General features: G+C 36.7%; 14 protein-coding genes. 11 read left to right on the forward strand and 3 right to left on the reverse strand.

Annotated features, from left to right (window positions below; genetic code table 11):
• Positions 1-437: 437 nt before the first annotated feature.
• The 5 genes from QWY78_RS02090 to QWY78_RS02110 all read left to right on the forward strand — a co-directional run bounded on the left by QWY78_RS02090 (position 438) and on the right by QWY78_RS02110 (position 6,788).
• Complete coding sequence (locus tag QWY78_RS02090; RefSeq protein WP_290216071.1) at positions 438-1,532, forward strand: hypothetical protein; 1,095 nt, start codon at positions 438-440, stop codon at positions 1,530-1,532.
• 256 nt (positions 1,533-1,788) lie between these two features.
• Complete coding sequence (locus QWY78_RS02095) at positions 1,789-3,606, forward strand: acyltransferase family protein (protein ID WP_290216072.1); 1,818 nt, start codon at positions 1,789-1,791, stop codon at positions 3,604-3,606.
• A gap of 151 nt (positions 3,607-3,757) precedes the next feature.
• Complete coding sequence (locus QWY78_RS02100) at positions 3,758-4,798, forward strand: EpsG family protein (RefSeq protein ID WP_290216096.1); 1,041 nt, start codon at positions 3,758-3,760, stop codon at positions 4,796-4,798.
• Positions 4,798-5,817, forward strand: a complete 1,020-nt coding sequence (locus tag QWY78_RS02105; RefSeq protein WP_290216074.1) for a glycosyltransferase family 2 protein — start codon at positions 4,798-4,800, stop codon at positions 5,815-5,817. The genes QWY78_RS02100 and QWY78_RS02105 overlap by 1 nt, the downstream gene beginning before the upstream one ends.
• On the forward strand, positions 5,814-6,788 hold the full coding sequence (locus tag QWY78_RS02110; protein ID WP_290216076.1) for a glycosyltransferase family 2 protein: 975 nt from the start codon (positions 5,814-5,816) through the stop codon (positions 6,786-6,788). Before QWY78_RS02105 ends, QWY78_RS02110 begins: the two co-directional genes overlap by 4 nt.
• A gap of 197 nt (positions 6,789-6,985) precedes the next feature.
• Here the strand turns inward: QWY78_RS02110 and QWY78_RS02115 are convergent, their stop codons facing one another.
• On the reverse strand, positions 6,986-7,318 hold the full coding sequence (locus QWY78_RS02115; protein WP_290216078.1) for a helix-turn-helix domain-containing protein: 333 nt from the start codon (positions 7,316-7,318) through the stop codon (positions 6,986-6,988).
• A 327-nt stretch (positions 7,319-7,645) separates the two neighbouring features.
• Between QWY78_RS02115 and QWY78_RS02120 the strand changes: the two genes are divergently transcribed.
• Complete coding sequence (locus QWY78_RS02120; RefSeq protein WP_290216080.1) at positions 7,646-8,290, forward strand: DUF6266 family protein; 645 nt, start codon at positions 7,646-7,648, stop codon at positions 8,288-8,290.
• Between the two features lie 313 nt (positions 8,291-8,603).
• Here QWY78_RS02120 and porX read toward each other — a convergent pair whose 3' ends face one another.
• Positions 8,604-10,145 carry a T9SS response regulator signal transducer PorX gene (gene porX / locus QWY78_RS02125; RefSeq protein WP_290216082.1) on the reverse strand — a complete coding sequence of 514 codons (1,542 nt, stop codon included), beginning with the start codon at positions 10,143-10,145 and terminating at the stop codon, positions 8,604-8,606.
• A gap of 237 nt (positions 10,146-10,382) precedes the next feature.
• Between porX and QWY78_RS02130 the strand changes: the two genes are divergently transcribed.
• From QWY78_RS02130 to efp, 5 genes are all read left to right on the forward strand, one after another.
• Positions 10,383-11,594, forward strand: coding sequence for an HD domain-containing protein (locus QWY78_RS02130; RefSeq protein ID WP_290216084.1), 1,212 nt, complete (start codon positions 10,383-10,385; stop codon positions 11,592-11,594).
• Between the two features lie 61 nt (positions 11,595-11,655).
• A complete protein-coding gene (gene lpxD, locus QWY78_RS02135) occupies positions 11,656-12,687 on the forward strand; it encodes a UDP-3-O-(3-hydroxymyristoyl)glucosamine N-acyltransferase (RefSeq protein ID WP_290216086.1) in 1,032 nt (343 codons plus the stop codon).
• Complete coding sequence (locus QWY78_RS02140) at positions 12,680-14,077, forward strand: bifunctional UDP-3-O-[3-hydroxymyristoyl] N-acetylglucosamine deacetylase/3-hydroxyacyl-ACP dehydratase (protein WP_290216088.1); 1,398 nt, start codon at positions 12,680-12,682, stop codon at positions 14,075-14,077. The genes lpxD and QWY78_RS02140 overlap by 8 nt, the downstream gene beginning before the upstream one ends.
• A complete protein-coding gene (lpxA, locus tag QWY78_RS02145; RefSeq protein WP_290216090.1) occupies positions 14,078-14,866 on the forward strand; it encodes an acyl-ACP--UDP-N-acetylglucosamine O-acyltransferase in 789 nt (262 codons plus the stop codon). It begins immediately after the preceding gene.
• 105 nt (positions 14,867-14,971) lie between these two features.
• On the forward strand, positions 14,972-15,535 hold the full coding sequence (gene efp, locus QWY78_RS02150) for an elongation factor P (RefSeq protein WP_290216092.1): 564 nt from the start codon (positions 14,972-14,974) through the stop codon (positions 15,533-15,535).
• Here efp and QWY78_RS02155 read toward each other — a convergent pair.
• Positions 15,514-15,714, reverse strand: a 201-nt coding sequence (locus QWY78_RS02155; protein ID WP_290216094.1) for a hypothetical protein, incomplete at its 5' end; no start/stop codon positions are given. The two genes, efp and QWY78_RS02155, sit on opposite strands and share 22 nt — an antisense overlap.

A 15,714-nucleotide genomic window follows, 5' to 3' on the forward strand; every position in this document is an offset into this window, starting at 1 on the left:
GGAGTCCCTTTCAGGATAAAAAATCAAATCCATTTTCCCCAACTCTAAAGGGAGTGAATTTGATTTTATCAGAAGAATTTGGATTAAAAAAAACGATCGACTTAGGAGATTTTGGCGTTAAGAAAATTTAAAATTTCTTTAGATATGAATTAAGTACATTTGAACCGTCTAAAAATTTCCAGTGTTCGAAGAGCGGCAAAAACTTCGATTCGAAGCGAAAATTTCCTTTCCGCTCAAGTTTGGAAATTTTCTTAAAAGAAATTTTAATTTTTTAGCAAAAAGATCCAGGTCTTGAATTTTTGGTTCTTTTGTTTCAAGACAAAAGAACATAGAAAAAAAATTCATTTTCCCTAACCTGAAGATAGTGAAGTAGAATTTTTTGGAAAAATAAAAATTTTTGTGCAATTAGTGTTTAAAAAAAACATCGCTCCTAAATAATGAAAGAGAAATTAATAGCAACCGTCGGTAAACAAATCACCAATTTTCCCCAAATCAAAAAAATACTGATTTCTTTTATCGATTTTTTCTTGGACTACAAAATGGTTCTGGTTGGAAATCTGACCAGAAACCCTGCGTATCTGCGGCATGTTTTCACTTCAAAAGTACTTGCGAAACCCGGGACCCTCTCTTTTGGTGCCATTTTTAATCCTGGCGTTTTGTGGGCAGATGATTATGTCGTTTTGCTGGTCAAAGCCCAAAAAATTCCTTGGTTTAAAACCGGGGGCGCAAAGCGCCACTTGTATTTGCAGGGAAGTCCAGTCGTACTTTTGCTCGATAAAAACACCCTTGAAGTGGTTGCGCAAAATGTCGTTCCTTCTGTTTTGGGTTTTCCCCAGGAGTTTGATTGGGCGATTGAAGACACCCGACTTTTTTATTGGAAAGGAAAAAAAATGGTCAACCACAGTTTGGTGGTCAAGGGTGAAATTCAGGGCCATCTTAACCAAACCGGGGTGCGCTCAGCCTTATCGGTCTTCGATGACAAAGAGAAATCTTTGCGCTTCTGCGCTTTGCCCCACCTGGATTTCCCCTTGCAGAATTTTGAAAAAAATTGGGTCTACAAAGAGTCAAATTCCAATTTGTATTTGTTCTATTCTTTGAATCCCTATCGGGTTTTGGTCTTAGAAAATGAAAAAAACTTCACTTTCAAAACCATCATCCATCAACAATTCGATTGGAAACTAAAAAATCCTGGCAATTTAAAAACCATGGTGTCTTTCAGTACCAATCCGATTGATTTTAATGAAGAAAACTTTTTAATCGTGGTGCATCAAATCGACAATAAAATTTCGGGAAGATGTTATTTTCATTGGGCGGTTTTAATTGATAAAAAAAGTTTGTTGCCTGTAAAAATAAGTTCAAAACCCATCTTCTCCGGCATGGGCGCGAGAGGCAAAACACCAGGCATTCGCTATATTTCTTCTATTTTAAAAACAGAAAATGAAATTTTATTTTTTGCGGGAGAAGGCGATGTGTATGTGACCGTGACGAAAAAACCAATTGCTAAATTGATAAATGATATGATCGATTTGTAAATTGCAGCTTCGAAAAAAATGCAATACATGAAAAATATTTCTAACAACATATTTTAAACTGCAAAAGAGGTAAAAGTGAAATGAGAAAAAAGATCAGTAAATCAATAATGAGCGACAGTAAGATTTTTAACCATAATACTTGTGCAACCTTTTGGATAATTTAAGAACATCATATAAACTTTTGCCACTTTTGCGGTAAAACTTTGGTTCATATACTCAAAAAAAAAATGAATGACCATCATAAAAATTTTAATTAATGCAATTTAGAAATGATATTCAAGGCCTACGGGCAGTTGCTTTTTTTCTTGTTTTTATTTTTCACCTTAACAAAGAATGGCTTCCAGGTGGATTTTTGGGAGTGGATTTGTTTTTTGTTATTTCTGGCTATCTGGTGTCCAGTATAATAATACACCAAATTGAGCAAAATAAATTTAACTTCATCCAATTTTTTACAAAAAGAATAAAACGAATCGTCCCTGCGTATTTGTTCATGCTTTTTTTGGTTGCGGGTGCGAGCGTTTATTTCTACATGTATCTTGATATTGGAACGATAAGAGGAACTTTATTACGCTCTTTATTTTTTATTTCAAACCACGTTTTTGCAGGAGGTGCCGATTATTTTGGGGCCACAATGAGCGAAAATCCTTTGCTTCATACTTGGTCTTTGGCAATTGAAATGCAGTTTTATATCATTCTTCCTGTAATTTTATATGTGTTTCGAAAAAGATTAGTACTTGTTTTTAGTGTGCTGATTGTGATTTTGAGCATTTACAGTACAGTGCAAATCTACGGCTTCAACCATCAAAATGAAATGTATTTTTCTTTGCTAGCCAGAATTCCAGAATTTTTAGTAGGAGCATTGATGGCGGTTGTTTTTAAAAAAGGTATCGATTTTACAAGAAAACAAAATACAGGTATCGCCTTGGGTTGCACTTTGGTTTTTTTAGGGTGTGCTTACTTTATGACCGAACATTCTCCCTTTCCAGGCTTTCTGGCTTTAATTCCTGCTTTTGCAGCAGGAACACTTTTAACGGTAAAAAACAATTTCATCAGTGATTTATTGGCAAAAAAATGGCTTGTACATTTCGGGGAACTTTCCTATTCGCTGTATCTTTTTCATTGGCCGATCATGGCTATTATTCGTTATCGGTTTGAGGAATATTCGTTTGATTTTAAAACCATTCTATTAATTTCAATGGCAACCTACGCAATTTCTTGGGTGTCTTATACTTTCGTAGAAAGCAAATTTAGAAAACAAAAAGACTCCGTTTTTTTCAAAATAGTGGTTCCTGCATCGCTTGCTTTTTTGGTGTTGTATGCTTTTTTGCCGACAATGGCTGAGCAAAATAAAATCCCTTCCAATTTTGCCTCCCCTGGAATGGGCGCAAAGTCGCATAATCATAATGTGGTGGAAAAATTGGGAGATCTTTCGAAAAACGATGCTATTATTTTAATTGGCGACAGTCATGCTTTGTCATTGAAACCTTTCCTAGATGAAATCGGACGGAAAAATCATTTTTCTTTTTATACCCTGACAAGAAATATTTACCCCGCCCTTAAAGGAATAAAAAAAAGCGAAATTCCAGCAGAAAAATTAGGACAAATCGAATCGACGGATTCTTTGGTAGCAACGACAGAAAAATTAATTGAAACAAATAAAATAATCATCATCAACAGTCTCGGTTTTGAGCGATTGCCTTCACTTTCGTTGGCTTTAGATGATTTGGCGGCGCAATTACAACCCCATCAAAAATTGATTTTAATTTCTACGTTTCCTACGGTTGATAAAAATCCCCTCAAACTCAATAATGGTATTGTAAAAGAAAACAGCCATCAATTTTTAAAGATAGAGAACAATAAAAACCACCTCCTATTAATGCAAGTCGCCAAAAAATATCAGAATGTCTTTGTGTACGATCTTGCAAAGAGTAAGATTTTTGCGAAAGCACCTTACATCAATGATAGTGTCGCCTATTTTGATGCGCTTCATATTAACCAATTTGGAGCACAGAAATTGTCGCAAGACCTTAATCAGGATTTTATGAAATTTTTTAATGCCATTAAAAGTAAATAAATGGGTATATGAGCAGCATTAGAAAATTTCAAAACCAAAGAAATATTATCTTTGAACAAAATTAGAAGCAATTCCTCAACATCAACCTTAACCGCAATTGTTCGACTGGATTCCCATAAGCAGTTACACTGCCATTTATTACAATATCATGATGATCTTAATGCTCATCACGCTTTTTAGGTCTTATCAATTTGATTTTTTCGAAGATTCTACAATTAGATTTTCGAGAGGAATCGGCATTTTTTTGTTATTGTTTGTCATATCATATATAGGAACTCGGCCAATAAGTGCAGTCTTTCAAGATATGGGAGTTTACGCAGCTGCATTTAAACGAATTCAACGGGGAGATGAGTTAGTCGTACAAAAAGATTATATTTTCAATTTCTTCATGATTTTTTCCTCCAAAATCATGTCTCCTCGTTGGTTTTTCTTCCTTTGTGCTTTAATTTATATTATTCCTTGTTATCTTTTTTCTAAAAAATACGGTGGCTCATATTGGTATTATGTCTTTTTTATTTTTGTAGGTTCTTATATGTTTTGGCCATTCGGAACCAATGGTATTCGCAATGGCTTAGGGACGTCGCTTTTTATTTTGGCCCTCTATTTTTATGAGCGAAAGTTTTTAATGTACGCAATCATGGCACTGTCTTTTGGAATGCACAATTCGCTTATTATTCCAATTGCCGCTTTTATCGTGTCCGCTATTTATAAAAACCCCAAAGTCTATCTTTTTATATGGTTGGCAGCGATTCCTCTTTCTTTGATAGGTGGTGGATTTTGGGAAAGTTTTTTTGGCGGACTGGGTTTTGGGGATGATACGCGTGCTGAAGATTATTTAACCAAAGAAAATACAATCAAAGATGCCTTTGCTTATACTGGTTTTCGTTGGGATTTCCTTTTTTATTCCTCTTTTGCGGCTTTTGCCGGTTGGTATTTTATTTTCAAAAAAAACATTACCGACAAATTTTATATTCATCTGTGGGGTGTTTTCATGATTGCCAATGCTTTTTGGATTTTAATTATTCGTGCCAACTTCTCCAACCGATTTGCCTACCTTTCCTGGTTTCTGATGGCACCTGTAATTGCATATCCACTTTTGCGGTACAAGCTTTTTCCTAATCAGTACAGGGTAGTGGGGGTAGTGATTGCTATTTATTATTTATTCACCTATTTTATGTTTTTAAGAGGATAATGAAAAAAATTAGCATCATCATACCCTGCTACAATGTAGAATATTACATTTTTCAATGTTTGGAAAGTGTCATCAATCAGACCTATTTGAATCTTGAAATTATTTGTATCAATGATGGTTCTACAGATAGTACGTTGGTTTTACTTCAAAAAATTGCAAAAACAGATTCACGAATTATTGTTGTAAATCAGGTAAACAAAGGTTTATCAGCAACTCGAAATGTTGGAATTGCAAAAAGTACAGGAGAATATCTTATGTTTTTAGATAGTGATGATTATTTAGATTTAAATACGATAACTTCTTTGGAGAAATTCTTTATCACAAATGACTTAACATGTTTTTCATATAATAGAATTTATCAAAACACCTCAAAAATTAGAAAATTTAATATAAAAGGAGAATTTTCCGCAGAAAATATTCAAAGAAAAATGATTGGATTAATGGCACAAGAATTATCTGATCCTTCACAAATTGACAGCTTAGTTACTGCATGTATGAAAATTTATCATTCACCAATCATTAAAGAAAATGCTATTCAATTTACCGATACGAGTTTAATCGGAACCGAAGATTTATTGTTTAATATTCAATATTTAGAAATTGCAAAAACGGTTAGAATTGTAGATGAACCCTATTACTTTTATCGAAAAAACAATGCTTCATCTTTGACGAGTTTGTATAAGCCCACACTTTTTGAAAACTGGAAAAATTTATATAAAATCATTGAAAAAATCATTGAAAATAAACCTGCTGAATTTAAATTAGCCTTACAAAACCGCATCTGTTTAAGTGTGATTGGCGTGGGGCTTAATGAAACATTCAGTCCGAAATCCTATAGTGACAAAAAGAAAAGATTAAATGAAATATTGTCAGATTCTTTGTATACCAATTCATTTTCTAATCTTGAAATGAAGTATTTTCCATTCCATTGGAAGATGTTTTTTATTTTTGCAAAAAGAAAACAAGTTGGTTTTCTTCTTCCGATGTTATTGGTGATCAAAACTAAAATTTCAAAATGAGGCCAGATCTTAGTTTTATCATACCTGTATATAATGTAGAGCAATTTTTAGCAAAATGTCTGCATTCTATTATCAATAATGACTGGCTGCAAATTCAGTATGAAATTGTAATCGTAGATGATGCTTCGCCTGACCAAAGTTTGAATATTGCTCTTGAATTTAGCAAGCAATATGCCAATATCAAGGTCATTTCACAAGAAAATAAAGGGCTAGGAGGTGCTCGCAATACAGGAATCAAAGTGGCAAAAGGGAATTACCTTTTCTTTTTAGATTCTGATGATTTTTTGAAACCAAATAAAATTCAGAAAATAATCCAGACTGCTTTGGATTATAAACTTGATATTCTCGAGTTTGGCGCAGAGCGTACCGATGAAAATTACAATTTCATTGACCGTATTTTTTTTAAACAAGATTCCCAAATTTTAGACGGTTTAAGTTATTTAGCGATTTATAATTTTGAAAACTCTGTCTGTAATAAATTATACAGAAAAATGTTCTTAATAGATAATAATATAGAATTCTTTGAAAAAACCTACATCGAAGATGCGCCCTTCAATGCCGAAGCTTTTTCTAAAGCGAAAATGGTTAAGTCTCTTCCAATTACGCCAGTCGTTTTTTATCAAAATAGAAATTCAATTACAAGACAAAAAAGGACGGGCGAGAATTTGAGGAAATTCATTGGCGATTCCATAAAAGTGACCGTGAAAATTAATGAAATTGCAACTTTAGCTAAAATGCCCAAAGCTCAGGTCGTACTTCAAGAAAGAGTCGCTGTTTTTACATCGGGAATTATTTTGATGATTTTAAAAAGTGAATTTACACTTTTTGACAAAAAAAAATATATTAACCAACTTTATGATTGCAATTTATATCCCGTAAAAAATTATTCAGGAATTTTTTTGCGAGACGTTTTTATTTTATTAATAAATTTCAGAAGTTTTCTTCAGTTCCTACTTAGAATTATCAAATAATAAATGAGGAGCTAGGGTCGTTCGCTAAATAAGCGAATATCTTTTTAAAAAAAACCTCTCACGCTTCCATATTTCCAGCCTACACCGAAAAAAAACCACCATCTTACTGAAAACCCGTCCCATCCCGCGATGGTCGTGTCCAGATACACGCCGTTCTTTACCGCTGGATCGGGCAGGCCTTGCTTCAAATAGAATTTTCAGAGACCCTCAGATTCCTCAGACTCCCCCGAAGAGTTGCTCTGGGACCTCTTTTCATAAATCATACACTTGAGCAGCACATCGCAATACAACACCGCCCGGTGATAAAGGATCGTGCCGTTCAGTTTAATGTAATGAAAATGCCCGGCTTTTCGGTACCGCAACATCGTGCGCGGACTTACCCGTAAAAGGGTACAGACTTCCTGCTCGGTCAGCAGATCTTCTCTTCGCAGAAAGGGTTCGGAAACCGTCTGCAATTGTGCCTGAAGCACACGCAATTCCTCAAAAATACTGCGGACTTGCGCTTCACTGATAAAAGTTAACTTTCTCATCACGTAAGCTTTTAAAGATACAGACCCCTAAAGTTAACCCACAATTTGCACTTGCACAACCGTCTTTTCACCCAAAATAACCCAAAATAACCCAAAATAATCCAAAATAACCCAAAATAACCCAACACCCCGCAGCCCAAACCTGCCACCAGCCATAAACAAACCCTATACAACGGGTAAAGAACCTATAAACAAACCCTAAACAAACCTTAACCAGGCAGAGACCAAATAGACAATAGAAGCCAATATCAGCCACACCGGGAAAAGTGATCCGAATAAGTTTCATCTTTGAGGAAAATAATGTACTAACCCCTAAAAACTAAAGTGATGGGAAAATTGTATGACTCTCTATTATCAGGCTCCTCCGGCAAAATCGGCCGGCTAGTCGTAGCCAACTTGTTTGGAACTGAAATTTTGCGCAAAAGACCACGCAAAAGAACCGCTGCCCCAACAGACAAACAGCTTTTGGTGCAGCAGCGAATGAAACGCAGTTATGATTTTATTCTGCCGTATAAAGAATTTGCCCGCGAATATTTCGGTAAACGCATCGGTATGAAATCGCCCTACAATCAGGCTATGACCACCGTGATTAATGCGTTTAAACTGAATTTTGTCACCATGCAGGTCGAACCCGCCTACGCGGAAATTGATTTTGCTCGTGGCAGTTTGATGGCACCCCTCCCAACTGGACTTTCTTCACTCGTGGCCAATACCTTTAAATTAGATTGGTTTGACAACAGCGGAGGAGATCCCGTAAGACAGACCGATCAATTACAGGTTCTTTTTATTGCCGATGATGAAGCAAAACCGGTTCTTATGGAAAACATGGCCCTCCGACCAGATGCCACCGTAGAAATACCGGTCTCCGCACAGTTGAGCGGAAAAACAATCCACGTTTGGATCACCTTCCGCGCAGCCGACCATTCTGCCGTAGCAAACTCGTCCTATGCAGGAACAGTCCTTATTACTTAATTTTAATCACCTTCTGACCACCCCGTCAGAAGGTTTTTTTTATAGGTATTATTTAAAAGCTTGTTTGAAATTCATCAAAATTCATTTCACCAATCCTGCTATGATGGTATGTTGTAGAAGGGTTAAGAAATTTTCCAGCCTTTAGCGCCGGGGGATAAAGAAAATCTCTTTTTGCAAACAAATTTAAACAGGTGCTAAAAAATTACAGTTTTTTTTCATGACCGATCCAAAATCCATGATCCAAGAAAAGGCGGGAAAAATCGAATATTTTTCCCGCCCAAGCGAACCCAAAGGAAATAAACTATGAAAAAAATTATTTGGGCTCCAATATGCTGATCGGAATAATACATTCCTCCAAAGAAATCCCGCCATGCTGATACGTTTCTTTATAGTAATTTACAAAATGATTGTAGTTTTTCGGATAAGCCAAAAACGTATTGTTTTTTGCAAAAATATATTTGGAACTTAAATTTCCTTTCGGTAAAAACAATTTCTCAGGATTAGAAATCGCCCAAACATCACTGTTTTCGTAAGTTAAACTGCGGCCTGTTTTATAGCGAATATTGGTTGAGGTTTCCCGGTCGCCCACCACTTTACTCGGTTTTTTTACATAAATAGTGCCGTGATCCGTGGTAATCACCAGTTTGAATCCGCTTTCTGCAGCTTGTTTGATAATCTTTAATAATGAAGAATTTTCAAACCAATTGTAGGTGAGAGAACGAAAGGTTTTATCGTCTCTAATTAATTGATTCACAATAACATTATCCGTTTTTGCATGGCTTAATATATCGATGAAATTGTAGACAATCACCAACAAATCATTGCTTTTATGCTGATTAAAATCTTCTAAAATTTTGCGCTCGAAATCGGCATTCAGTATTTTTAAATATTTCATCGACTTGCCGGATAAACCCAAACGCTTCATCTGATCTTCTAAAAAATCGCGCTCATGTTCGTTTTTATTGCCATCTTCATTGTCATTGATCCAATACTGTGGAAATCTTTTTTCAATCTCAGACGGCATCAAACCCGCGAAAAATGAATTCCGGGCATACTGCGTGGCGGTCGGCAAAATGCTGTAATAATAATCTTCCGAAGTTTTCTGATAAAATTTAGTGAATAATGGTTCGATCACTTTCCATTGGTCGTAGCGCAAATTATCAATCATGAGGAGCAAAACCTTTTCTTTCTCTACTTCTGGCTTGATCTTATCTTTAAATAAGGTGTGGCTCATCATCGGCTTATCCGAAGAGTTTAACCAATCTTCATAATTGTTTTCAATGAATTTAGAGAATTGAATATTGGCTTCTTCCTTTTGGGATTGCAGCAAATCGGCGAATTCATTATCAAAGACTTTATCAAATTTTATTTCCCAATTCAGGATTTTCTTATAATATTCTGCCCATTCTTCGTAGGTTTTCAAATAAGAAAGCTCCATGGAAAGATTTCGAAATTCCTGCTGATATTCCAAAATGGTTTTCTGTTCAATCAAAGTCTCCTCCTGCAAATTCTTCTTTAATGAAAGTAATATTTGATTGGGATTGACCGGCTTCAAAATATAATCTGCAATCTGCGAACCGATGGCTTGCTCCATAATGAGTTCTTCTTCATTCTTGGTCACCATCACGATTTTTATGGCAGAATCGATGTTTTTAATCATCGGTATGGCTTCTAGTCCAGAGATTCCTGGCATGTTTTCATCCAATAAAACCAATTGAAAGTTCTCTTTTTCAATCACTTCCAAAGCTTCATTCACATTATTAAAGGGGGTTACTTTGTACCCTTTGTTCTCTAAAAATACGATATGGGGTTTTAGTAAATCTACTTCATCATCAATCCAAATAATTTTTGACATCTATCTAATTTTATTAATGTTTTTAGAAGGCAGGGTAATGCTCATATAATTCGCGCACTTCTATTTTGTATCTGCCATCAAAAATACAACCAAAAACTGCCAACTTTTCCGTAAAACCAAGTTAAAGTTCCGTTAAATTTATTGCGAATCAATAAGGCATTATCGAAATACAATCCAATATTTACACGCACTTTTGCTTAAAAGTAAATTGTAAATTTGCAAATCCAACTTTCTATTATGACCAACAAATTCAAAATCATCAACGATCCCGTCCACGGATTTATTAATATACCCCACGAAATTCTTTTTGATGTTATTGAACATCCCTATTTTCAACGGTTAAGAAGGATTTCCCAAACTGGCCTATTGAATTTAATTTTCCCTGGTGCCACCCATACCAGATTTCACCACGCTTTAGGCGCGATGCATCTCATGTTTACCGCTTTGGAAACCCTGAAATTAAAAGGAGTTAAAGTTTCTAAAGAAGAAGAAAAAGCCGCCCTGTTGGCGATTTTGCTGCATGATATTGGCCATGGTCCCTTTTCACACGCGCTGGAAAATATGTTGATGGATGATTGGCATCACGAGAAATTATCGCTTTTGTTGATGAATAAAATGAACCAAGAGTTTAATGGTGAACTTTCTATGGCAATCGAAATGTTTCAGGGAAAATACCAACGCAAGTTTTTCAATCAGTTGATTTCCTCTCAGTTGGATGTGGATCGGTTGGATTATTTAAAACGCGATAGTTTTTACACGGGCGTTTCCGAAGGAAATGTAAATACGCAACGGATTATTTCAATGATGAACGTGTCCCAGGACGAACTCGTGATCGATGCAAAAGGAATCTATTCCATTGAAAACTTTTTAACCGCCCGCATGTTCATGTATTGGCAAGTGTACTACCATAAGACTTCTGCCATTGCAGAATTTCTTCTGGTCAAGATTTTGGGTCGTGCTAAATATTTGGTTTCGCTGGGAAAAACCCTTCCAGCTTCCGAAAACCTGGCCTATTTTTTAAATAAAAATGAGTTTGAAAAAGCCACGCAGGAAGATATTCAACGGTTTACAGAACTGGATGATAATGATATTATACAAGCCTTAAAATTCTGGACAAAAAATGAAGATCCCGTTCTTTCCTACTTGTGCAAATGTGTGATTCAACGTAAATTCCCCAAAACGCTGATTTCCTCAAAACCCTTTGAACCCGAATTTATTCAAGACAAAATCACCAAAACCAATCTGAAATTTGGCCAGGGTATTGGCCCAGAACTCGTAGACCAAATTGCCAGAAACCTGCTGCCATACAATGCAGAACACCAACCGATTTATTTGTTGCAAAAGAATGGGGAGAAAATCACACTGGATCTTTCCGAGAATCAAATTCTGTCCTCATTTATCAATCAATTGAATACCAAGTATATTTTATCATTCCCACGGGAAATTTAAACCGCTTTTTTTGTGGCCTAAATGATTCGGCGTATTTGGGAAATTGTTATCTTTGCAGGATATGGAATTTACCGCATCACAAATTGCAAATTTTATTAACGGAAGAATTATAGGAGATGAGCAGGCGCTAATCACAGGAGTTTCGCCTATCGAAAGTGGAGAAGAAGGCCATCTTTCTTTCGTTGCCCAAGAAAGGTTTGCACCGTATATCGATCAATCGAAATGCTCTGTTTTAATTGTTTCCGAGAAACTTTTATCAGATAAAGCTTACCAACCCACCATTATTGCTGTAGAAGATGCCTATCTGGCTTTTCAGGTTTTAATGAATTTGTATCAACAAATGCAAGGTCGCAAATCCGGAATTGAAGAGGGTGCTGTCTTTCATGAATCTGCCTCTGTAGGAGAAGATGTTTATGTTGGCGCTTTTACCTGCGTGTCTGAAAAGGTGAAAATCGGTGATGGTTCGCAGATTTACCCACAGGTATTTATTGGTAAAAATGTGAAAATTGGTAAAAACTGTACCCTGTACAGTGGGGTTAGAGTCTATGATTACTGTGTGATTGGCGATAATTGTATCGTTCATTCCAATACCGTAATTGGGTCAGATGGTTTCGGCTTTCAACCCACCAAAGAGGGCTATCAGAAAATTCCACAATTGGGAAATGTTATTTTAGAAGATCATGTAGAGATTGGCTCTAACTGTAGTATTGACCGGGGAACAATCGGTTCAACCATTATCGGTAAGGGAACCAAAATCGATAACTTAATCCAAATCGCCCACAATGTGAAGATTGGTGAAAATAATGTAATCGCTGCACAAGCGGGCATTGCAGGCTCAACCATCATTGGGGACTGGAACCAAATCGGGGGGCAGGTCGGTATTGTGGGTCATATCCAAATCGGAAACCAAGTGAAAATACAGGCGCAAAGTGGGGTGAATTCTAATACCAAAGATGGCGAAATCCTCTACGGTTCTCCTGCTATAAATGCTGGCGAATACCGAAGAAATTACGTGCATTTTAGAAATTTTACCGATATTGTTAAACGAATAAATAATCTTGAGCACAACTCAAAAGATAATACTAATGAGTGATAAACAAAAAACTTTAATCGAAGAGATTTCTCTCTCCGGAATCGGGCTGCATACTGGTCGCGAAGTTACCCTAACGATGAAACCTGCCAAAGAAAATACAGGTTTCGTTTTTGTAAGAACAGATCTGGAGGGCAACCCTCATATCGAAGCAGATGTCAACTATGTGACCACCACAGAAAGAGGCACCACCCTAGAGAAATTAGGGGTTAGAATCCATACTTGCGAACATTTACTTGCGGCCTTGGTGGGCTGCGATATCGATAACGCTATTTTAGAAATGGACAGTGCTGAACCGCCGATATTGGATGGGTCTTCCAAATTTTTTGTAGAAGCAATCGAAAAAGCAGGAATTAAAGAACAATGCGCCGCCAGAGAATATCTGGTCGTTAAAGAAGTCCTTAGTTATAGTGATCCAGCAACGGGTTCAGAAATTACCATCATCCCCTCAGATACGTACGAAGTAACCACGATGGTCGATTTTGGTACCAAAGTATTAGGAACGCAAAATGCCACTTTAAAAGATATTTCAGAATTCAAAACAGAGATTTCTGCCGCACGTACTTTTAGTTTTTTACATGAATTAGAAATGCTTTTGGATGCAGGCCTAATCAAAGGTGGTGATATTTCTAATGCCATCGTATATGTGGATAAAGAATTAACCCCAGAAACAGCAGACAAACTCAAGAAGGCATTTGGTAAAGATGAAGTATCCATTCGACCGAATGGTATTTTAGATAATCTTACCTTAAATTATCCCAATGAAGCCGCACGCCATAAACTATTAGACGTTATCGGTGATTTGGCTTTGGTGGGTGTTAAAATCAAAGGAAAAGTAATTGCCAATAAACCAGGTCATTTTGTAAATACCCAGTTTGCTAAGAAATTAAACAGACAGTGGAAATTACAGAAAAAGAAAAATGTACCCGATATTGATATTTATAAAGAACCAGTCTACGACATCAATGGTATTATGAAATTGATGCCGCACCGACCTCCTTTTTTATTGATTGATAAGATTTTGGAACTTTCTGATTCCCATGTTGTTGGGTTGAAAAATGTAACCATGAACGAACCGTTCTTCGTAGGCCATTTTCCCAAAGAACCAGTGATGCCTGGCGTTTTACAGGTGGAAGCTTTGGCACAAACTGGTGGTATTCTAGTCTTGGCCAGCGTTCCAGATCCCGAAAATTACTCTACCTATTTTATTAAAATGGATAAAGTTAAATTTAAGAAAAAGGTAGTCCCAGGAGATACCATGGTATTTAAAATTGAATTAATTTCACCTATTAGAAGAGGAATTGTTCACATGCAAGGTTATGGCTATGTTGGCGATAGCGTTGTAGTGGAAGCAGAATTGATGGCGCAGGTAGCAAAAAATAAACCCGATTAAATGGTACATCAATTAGCCGCTGTAGACAAGCGCGCAAAAATAAGCAGAAACGTAACGATAGAACCCTTTACAACAATCGCAGGTGATGTTGAAATTGGCGAAGGAACCTGGATTGGCTCCAACGTAACCATTATGGACGGTGCCAGAATCGGAAAAAACTGCCGCATTTTCCCAGGAACCGTCATTTCAGCAATCCCACAAGATCTGAAATTTGATGGCGAAGATACCCAAACCATCATCGGTGATGGTACAACAATTAGAGAATGTGTTACCGTAAATCGCGGTACAAAAGCCCTTGGTTATACCAAAATAGGAAAAGAATGTTTAATCATGGCAACTTCCCATATTGCCCACGACTGCATTATCGGTAATCATGTGATTATTGTGAATGGTTGCGGCATCGCTGGTCATGTTGAAATTGGCGATTTTACCGTAATGGGCGGACTATCCGCAGTGCATCAGTTTGGTAAAATCGGCAAACATGTCATGATTTCTGGCGGAACGTTAGTAAGAAAAGATATTCCACCTTATGTAAAAGTAGCCCGCGAACCGATGACCTACGCAGGAATCAATTCTGTAGGGCTCCGAAGAAGAGGCTTTACCAATGATAAAATTTTTGAAATTCAGAAGATCTATCGTGCAGTATTTCAAATGAAAATGAATGTGTCGCAGGCTTCAAGTTATATCGAAAAGGAAATGTTGCCCACCGCCGAACGCGATGAAATTCTAGAGTTTATAAGAAACTCGCCCAGAGGAATCGTAAAAGGATACGGCACAGGAAAAGAGTAAGTGGGTTTTTATAAATTCAGACCTAAACACCTTCAACCATTAAGAATCAAGAATTAATTTTCAACCAGCAACCAGCAACTATAAACCCTCAACTATAAAAAATAAATGGCAACAAGCAACGATATTAAAAAAGGAATGTGTATCGAATTCAGCAACGATATTTTCAAAATAATTGATTTCTTACACGTAAAACCAGGAAAAGGTCCCGCCTTTGTAAGAACAAAAATGAAGTCGGTCACCAATGGAAAAGTGCTAGACAATACTTTTTCTGCCGGACACAAAATTGATGAGGTGAAAGTAATCACCAGAAAATTCCAATATCTGTATGAAGATGATAATGGATATCACTTTATGAATAATGAAGATTTTTCGCAAATCTACCTTGACAAAGAAATGATTGAAAACGCACAGTTCATGAAAGCTGGCGAAGAAGTAACCATTATTTTGAAAGATGCAGATGAATCTCCTTTGTCGGCAGAAATACCACCAACAGTATACCTGGATGTAGTTGAAGCTGATCCAGGCGTGAAAGGAAATACCGCAACCAACGCACTGAAAAATGCCATCGTAGAAACAGGTGCTCGCGTCATGGTTCCTTTGTTCATCGAAGCAGGCGATAAAATCAAAGTGAATACAGAAGACGGTTCTTACTTAGAGCGCGTAAAATAATTTATTTGGGCAGCAATCTCCGCCTTCCGCTCCCAATCTTTTTGTTGCGCTCCGCTCCACAAAAAGGATTTCCGCTCCTTTAGCTTTACAATATGGATTTTATGCAAATAAAAAGGGGTGAATGGTGTTGTTGAGTAAGCGAAAATTCGGAAATAACTTTGGTGGGTTTGGCAGATGGC

The organism is Kaistella yonginensis, from assembly GCF_030409525.1.
GTDB classification, from domain to species: Bacteria; Bacteroidota; Bacteroidia; order Flavobacteriales; family Weeksellaceae; genus Kaistella; species Kaistella yonginensis.

Excerpts from the sequence above, each read along its gene's own strand:
- QWY78_RS02090 (WP_290216071.1), top strand. The coding sequence starts at position 438 with ATGAAAGAGAAATTAATAGCAACCGTCGGTAAACAAATCACCAATTTT.
- QWY78_RS02095 (WP_290216072.1), top strand. The coding sequence starts at position 1,789 with ATGCAATTTAGAAATGATATTCAAGGCCTACGGGCAGTTGCTTTTTTT.
- QWY78_RS02100 (WP_290216096.1), top strand. The coding sequence starts at position 3,758 with ATGATCTTAATGCTCATCACGCTTTTTAGGTCTTATCAATTTGATTTT.
- QWY78_RS02105 (WP_290216074.1), top strand. The coding sequence starts at position 4,798 with ATGAAAAAAATTAGCATCATCATACCCTGCTACAATGTAGAATATTAC.
- QWY78_RS02110 (WP_290216076.1), top strand. The coding sequence starts at position 5,814 with ATGAGGCCAGATCTTAGTTTTATCATACCTGTATATAATGTAGAGCAA.
- QWY78_RS02115 (WP_290216078.1), bottom strand. The coding sequence starts at position 7,318 with ATGAGAAAGTTAACTTTTATCAGTGAAGCGCAAGTCCGCAGTATTTTT.
- QWY78_RS02120 (WP_290216080.1), top strand. The coding sequence starts at position 7,646 with ATGGGAAAATTGTATGACTCTCTATTATCAGGCTCCTCCGGCAAAATC.
- porX (WP_290216082.1), bottom strand. The coding sequence starts at position 10,145 with ATGTCAAAAATTATTTGGATTGATGATGAAGTAGATTTACTAAAACCC.
- QWY78_RS02130 (WP_290216084.1), top strand. The coding sequence starts at position 10,383 with ATGACCAACAAATTCAAAATCATCAACGATCCCGTCCACGGATTTATT.
- lpxD (WP_290216086.1), top strand. The coding sequence starts at position 11,656 with ATGGAATTTACCGCATCACAAATTGCAAATTTTATTAACGGAAGAATT.
- QWY78_RS02140 (WP_290216088.1), top strand. The coding sequence starts at position 12,680 with ATGAGTGATAAACAAAAAACTTTAATCGAAGAGATTTCTCTCTCCGGA.
- lpxA (WP_290216090.1), top strand. The coding sequence starts at position 14,078 with ATGGTACATCAATTAGCCGCTGTAGACAAGCGCGCAAAAATAAGCAGA.
- efp (WP_290216092.1), top strand. The coding sequence starts at position 14,972 with ATGGCAACAAGCAACGATATTAAAAAAGGAATGTGTATCGAATTCAGC.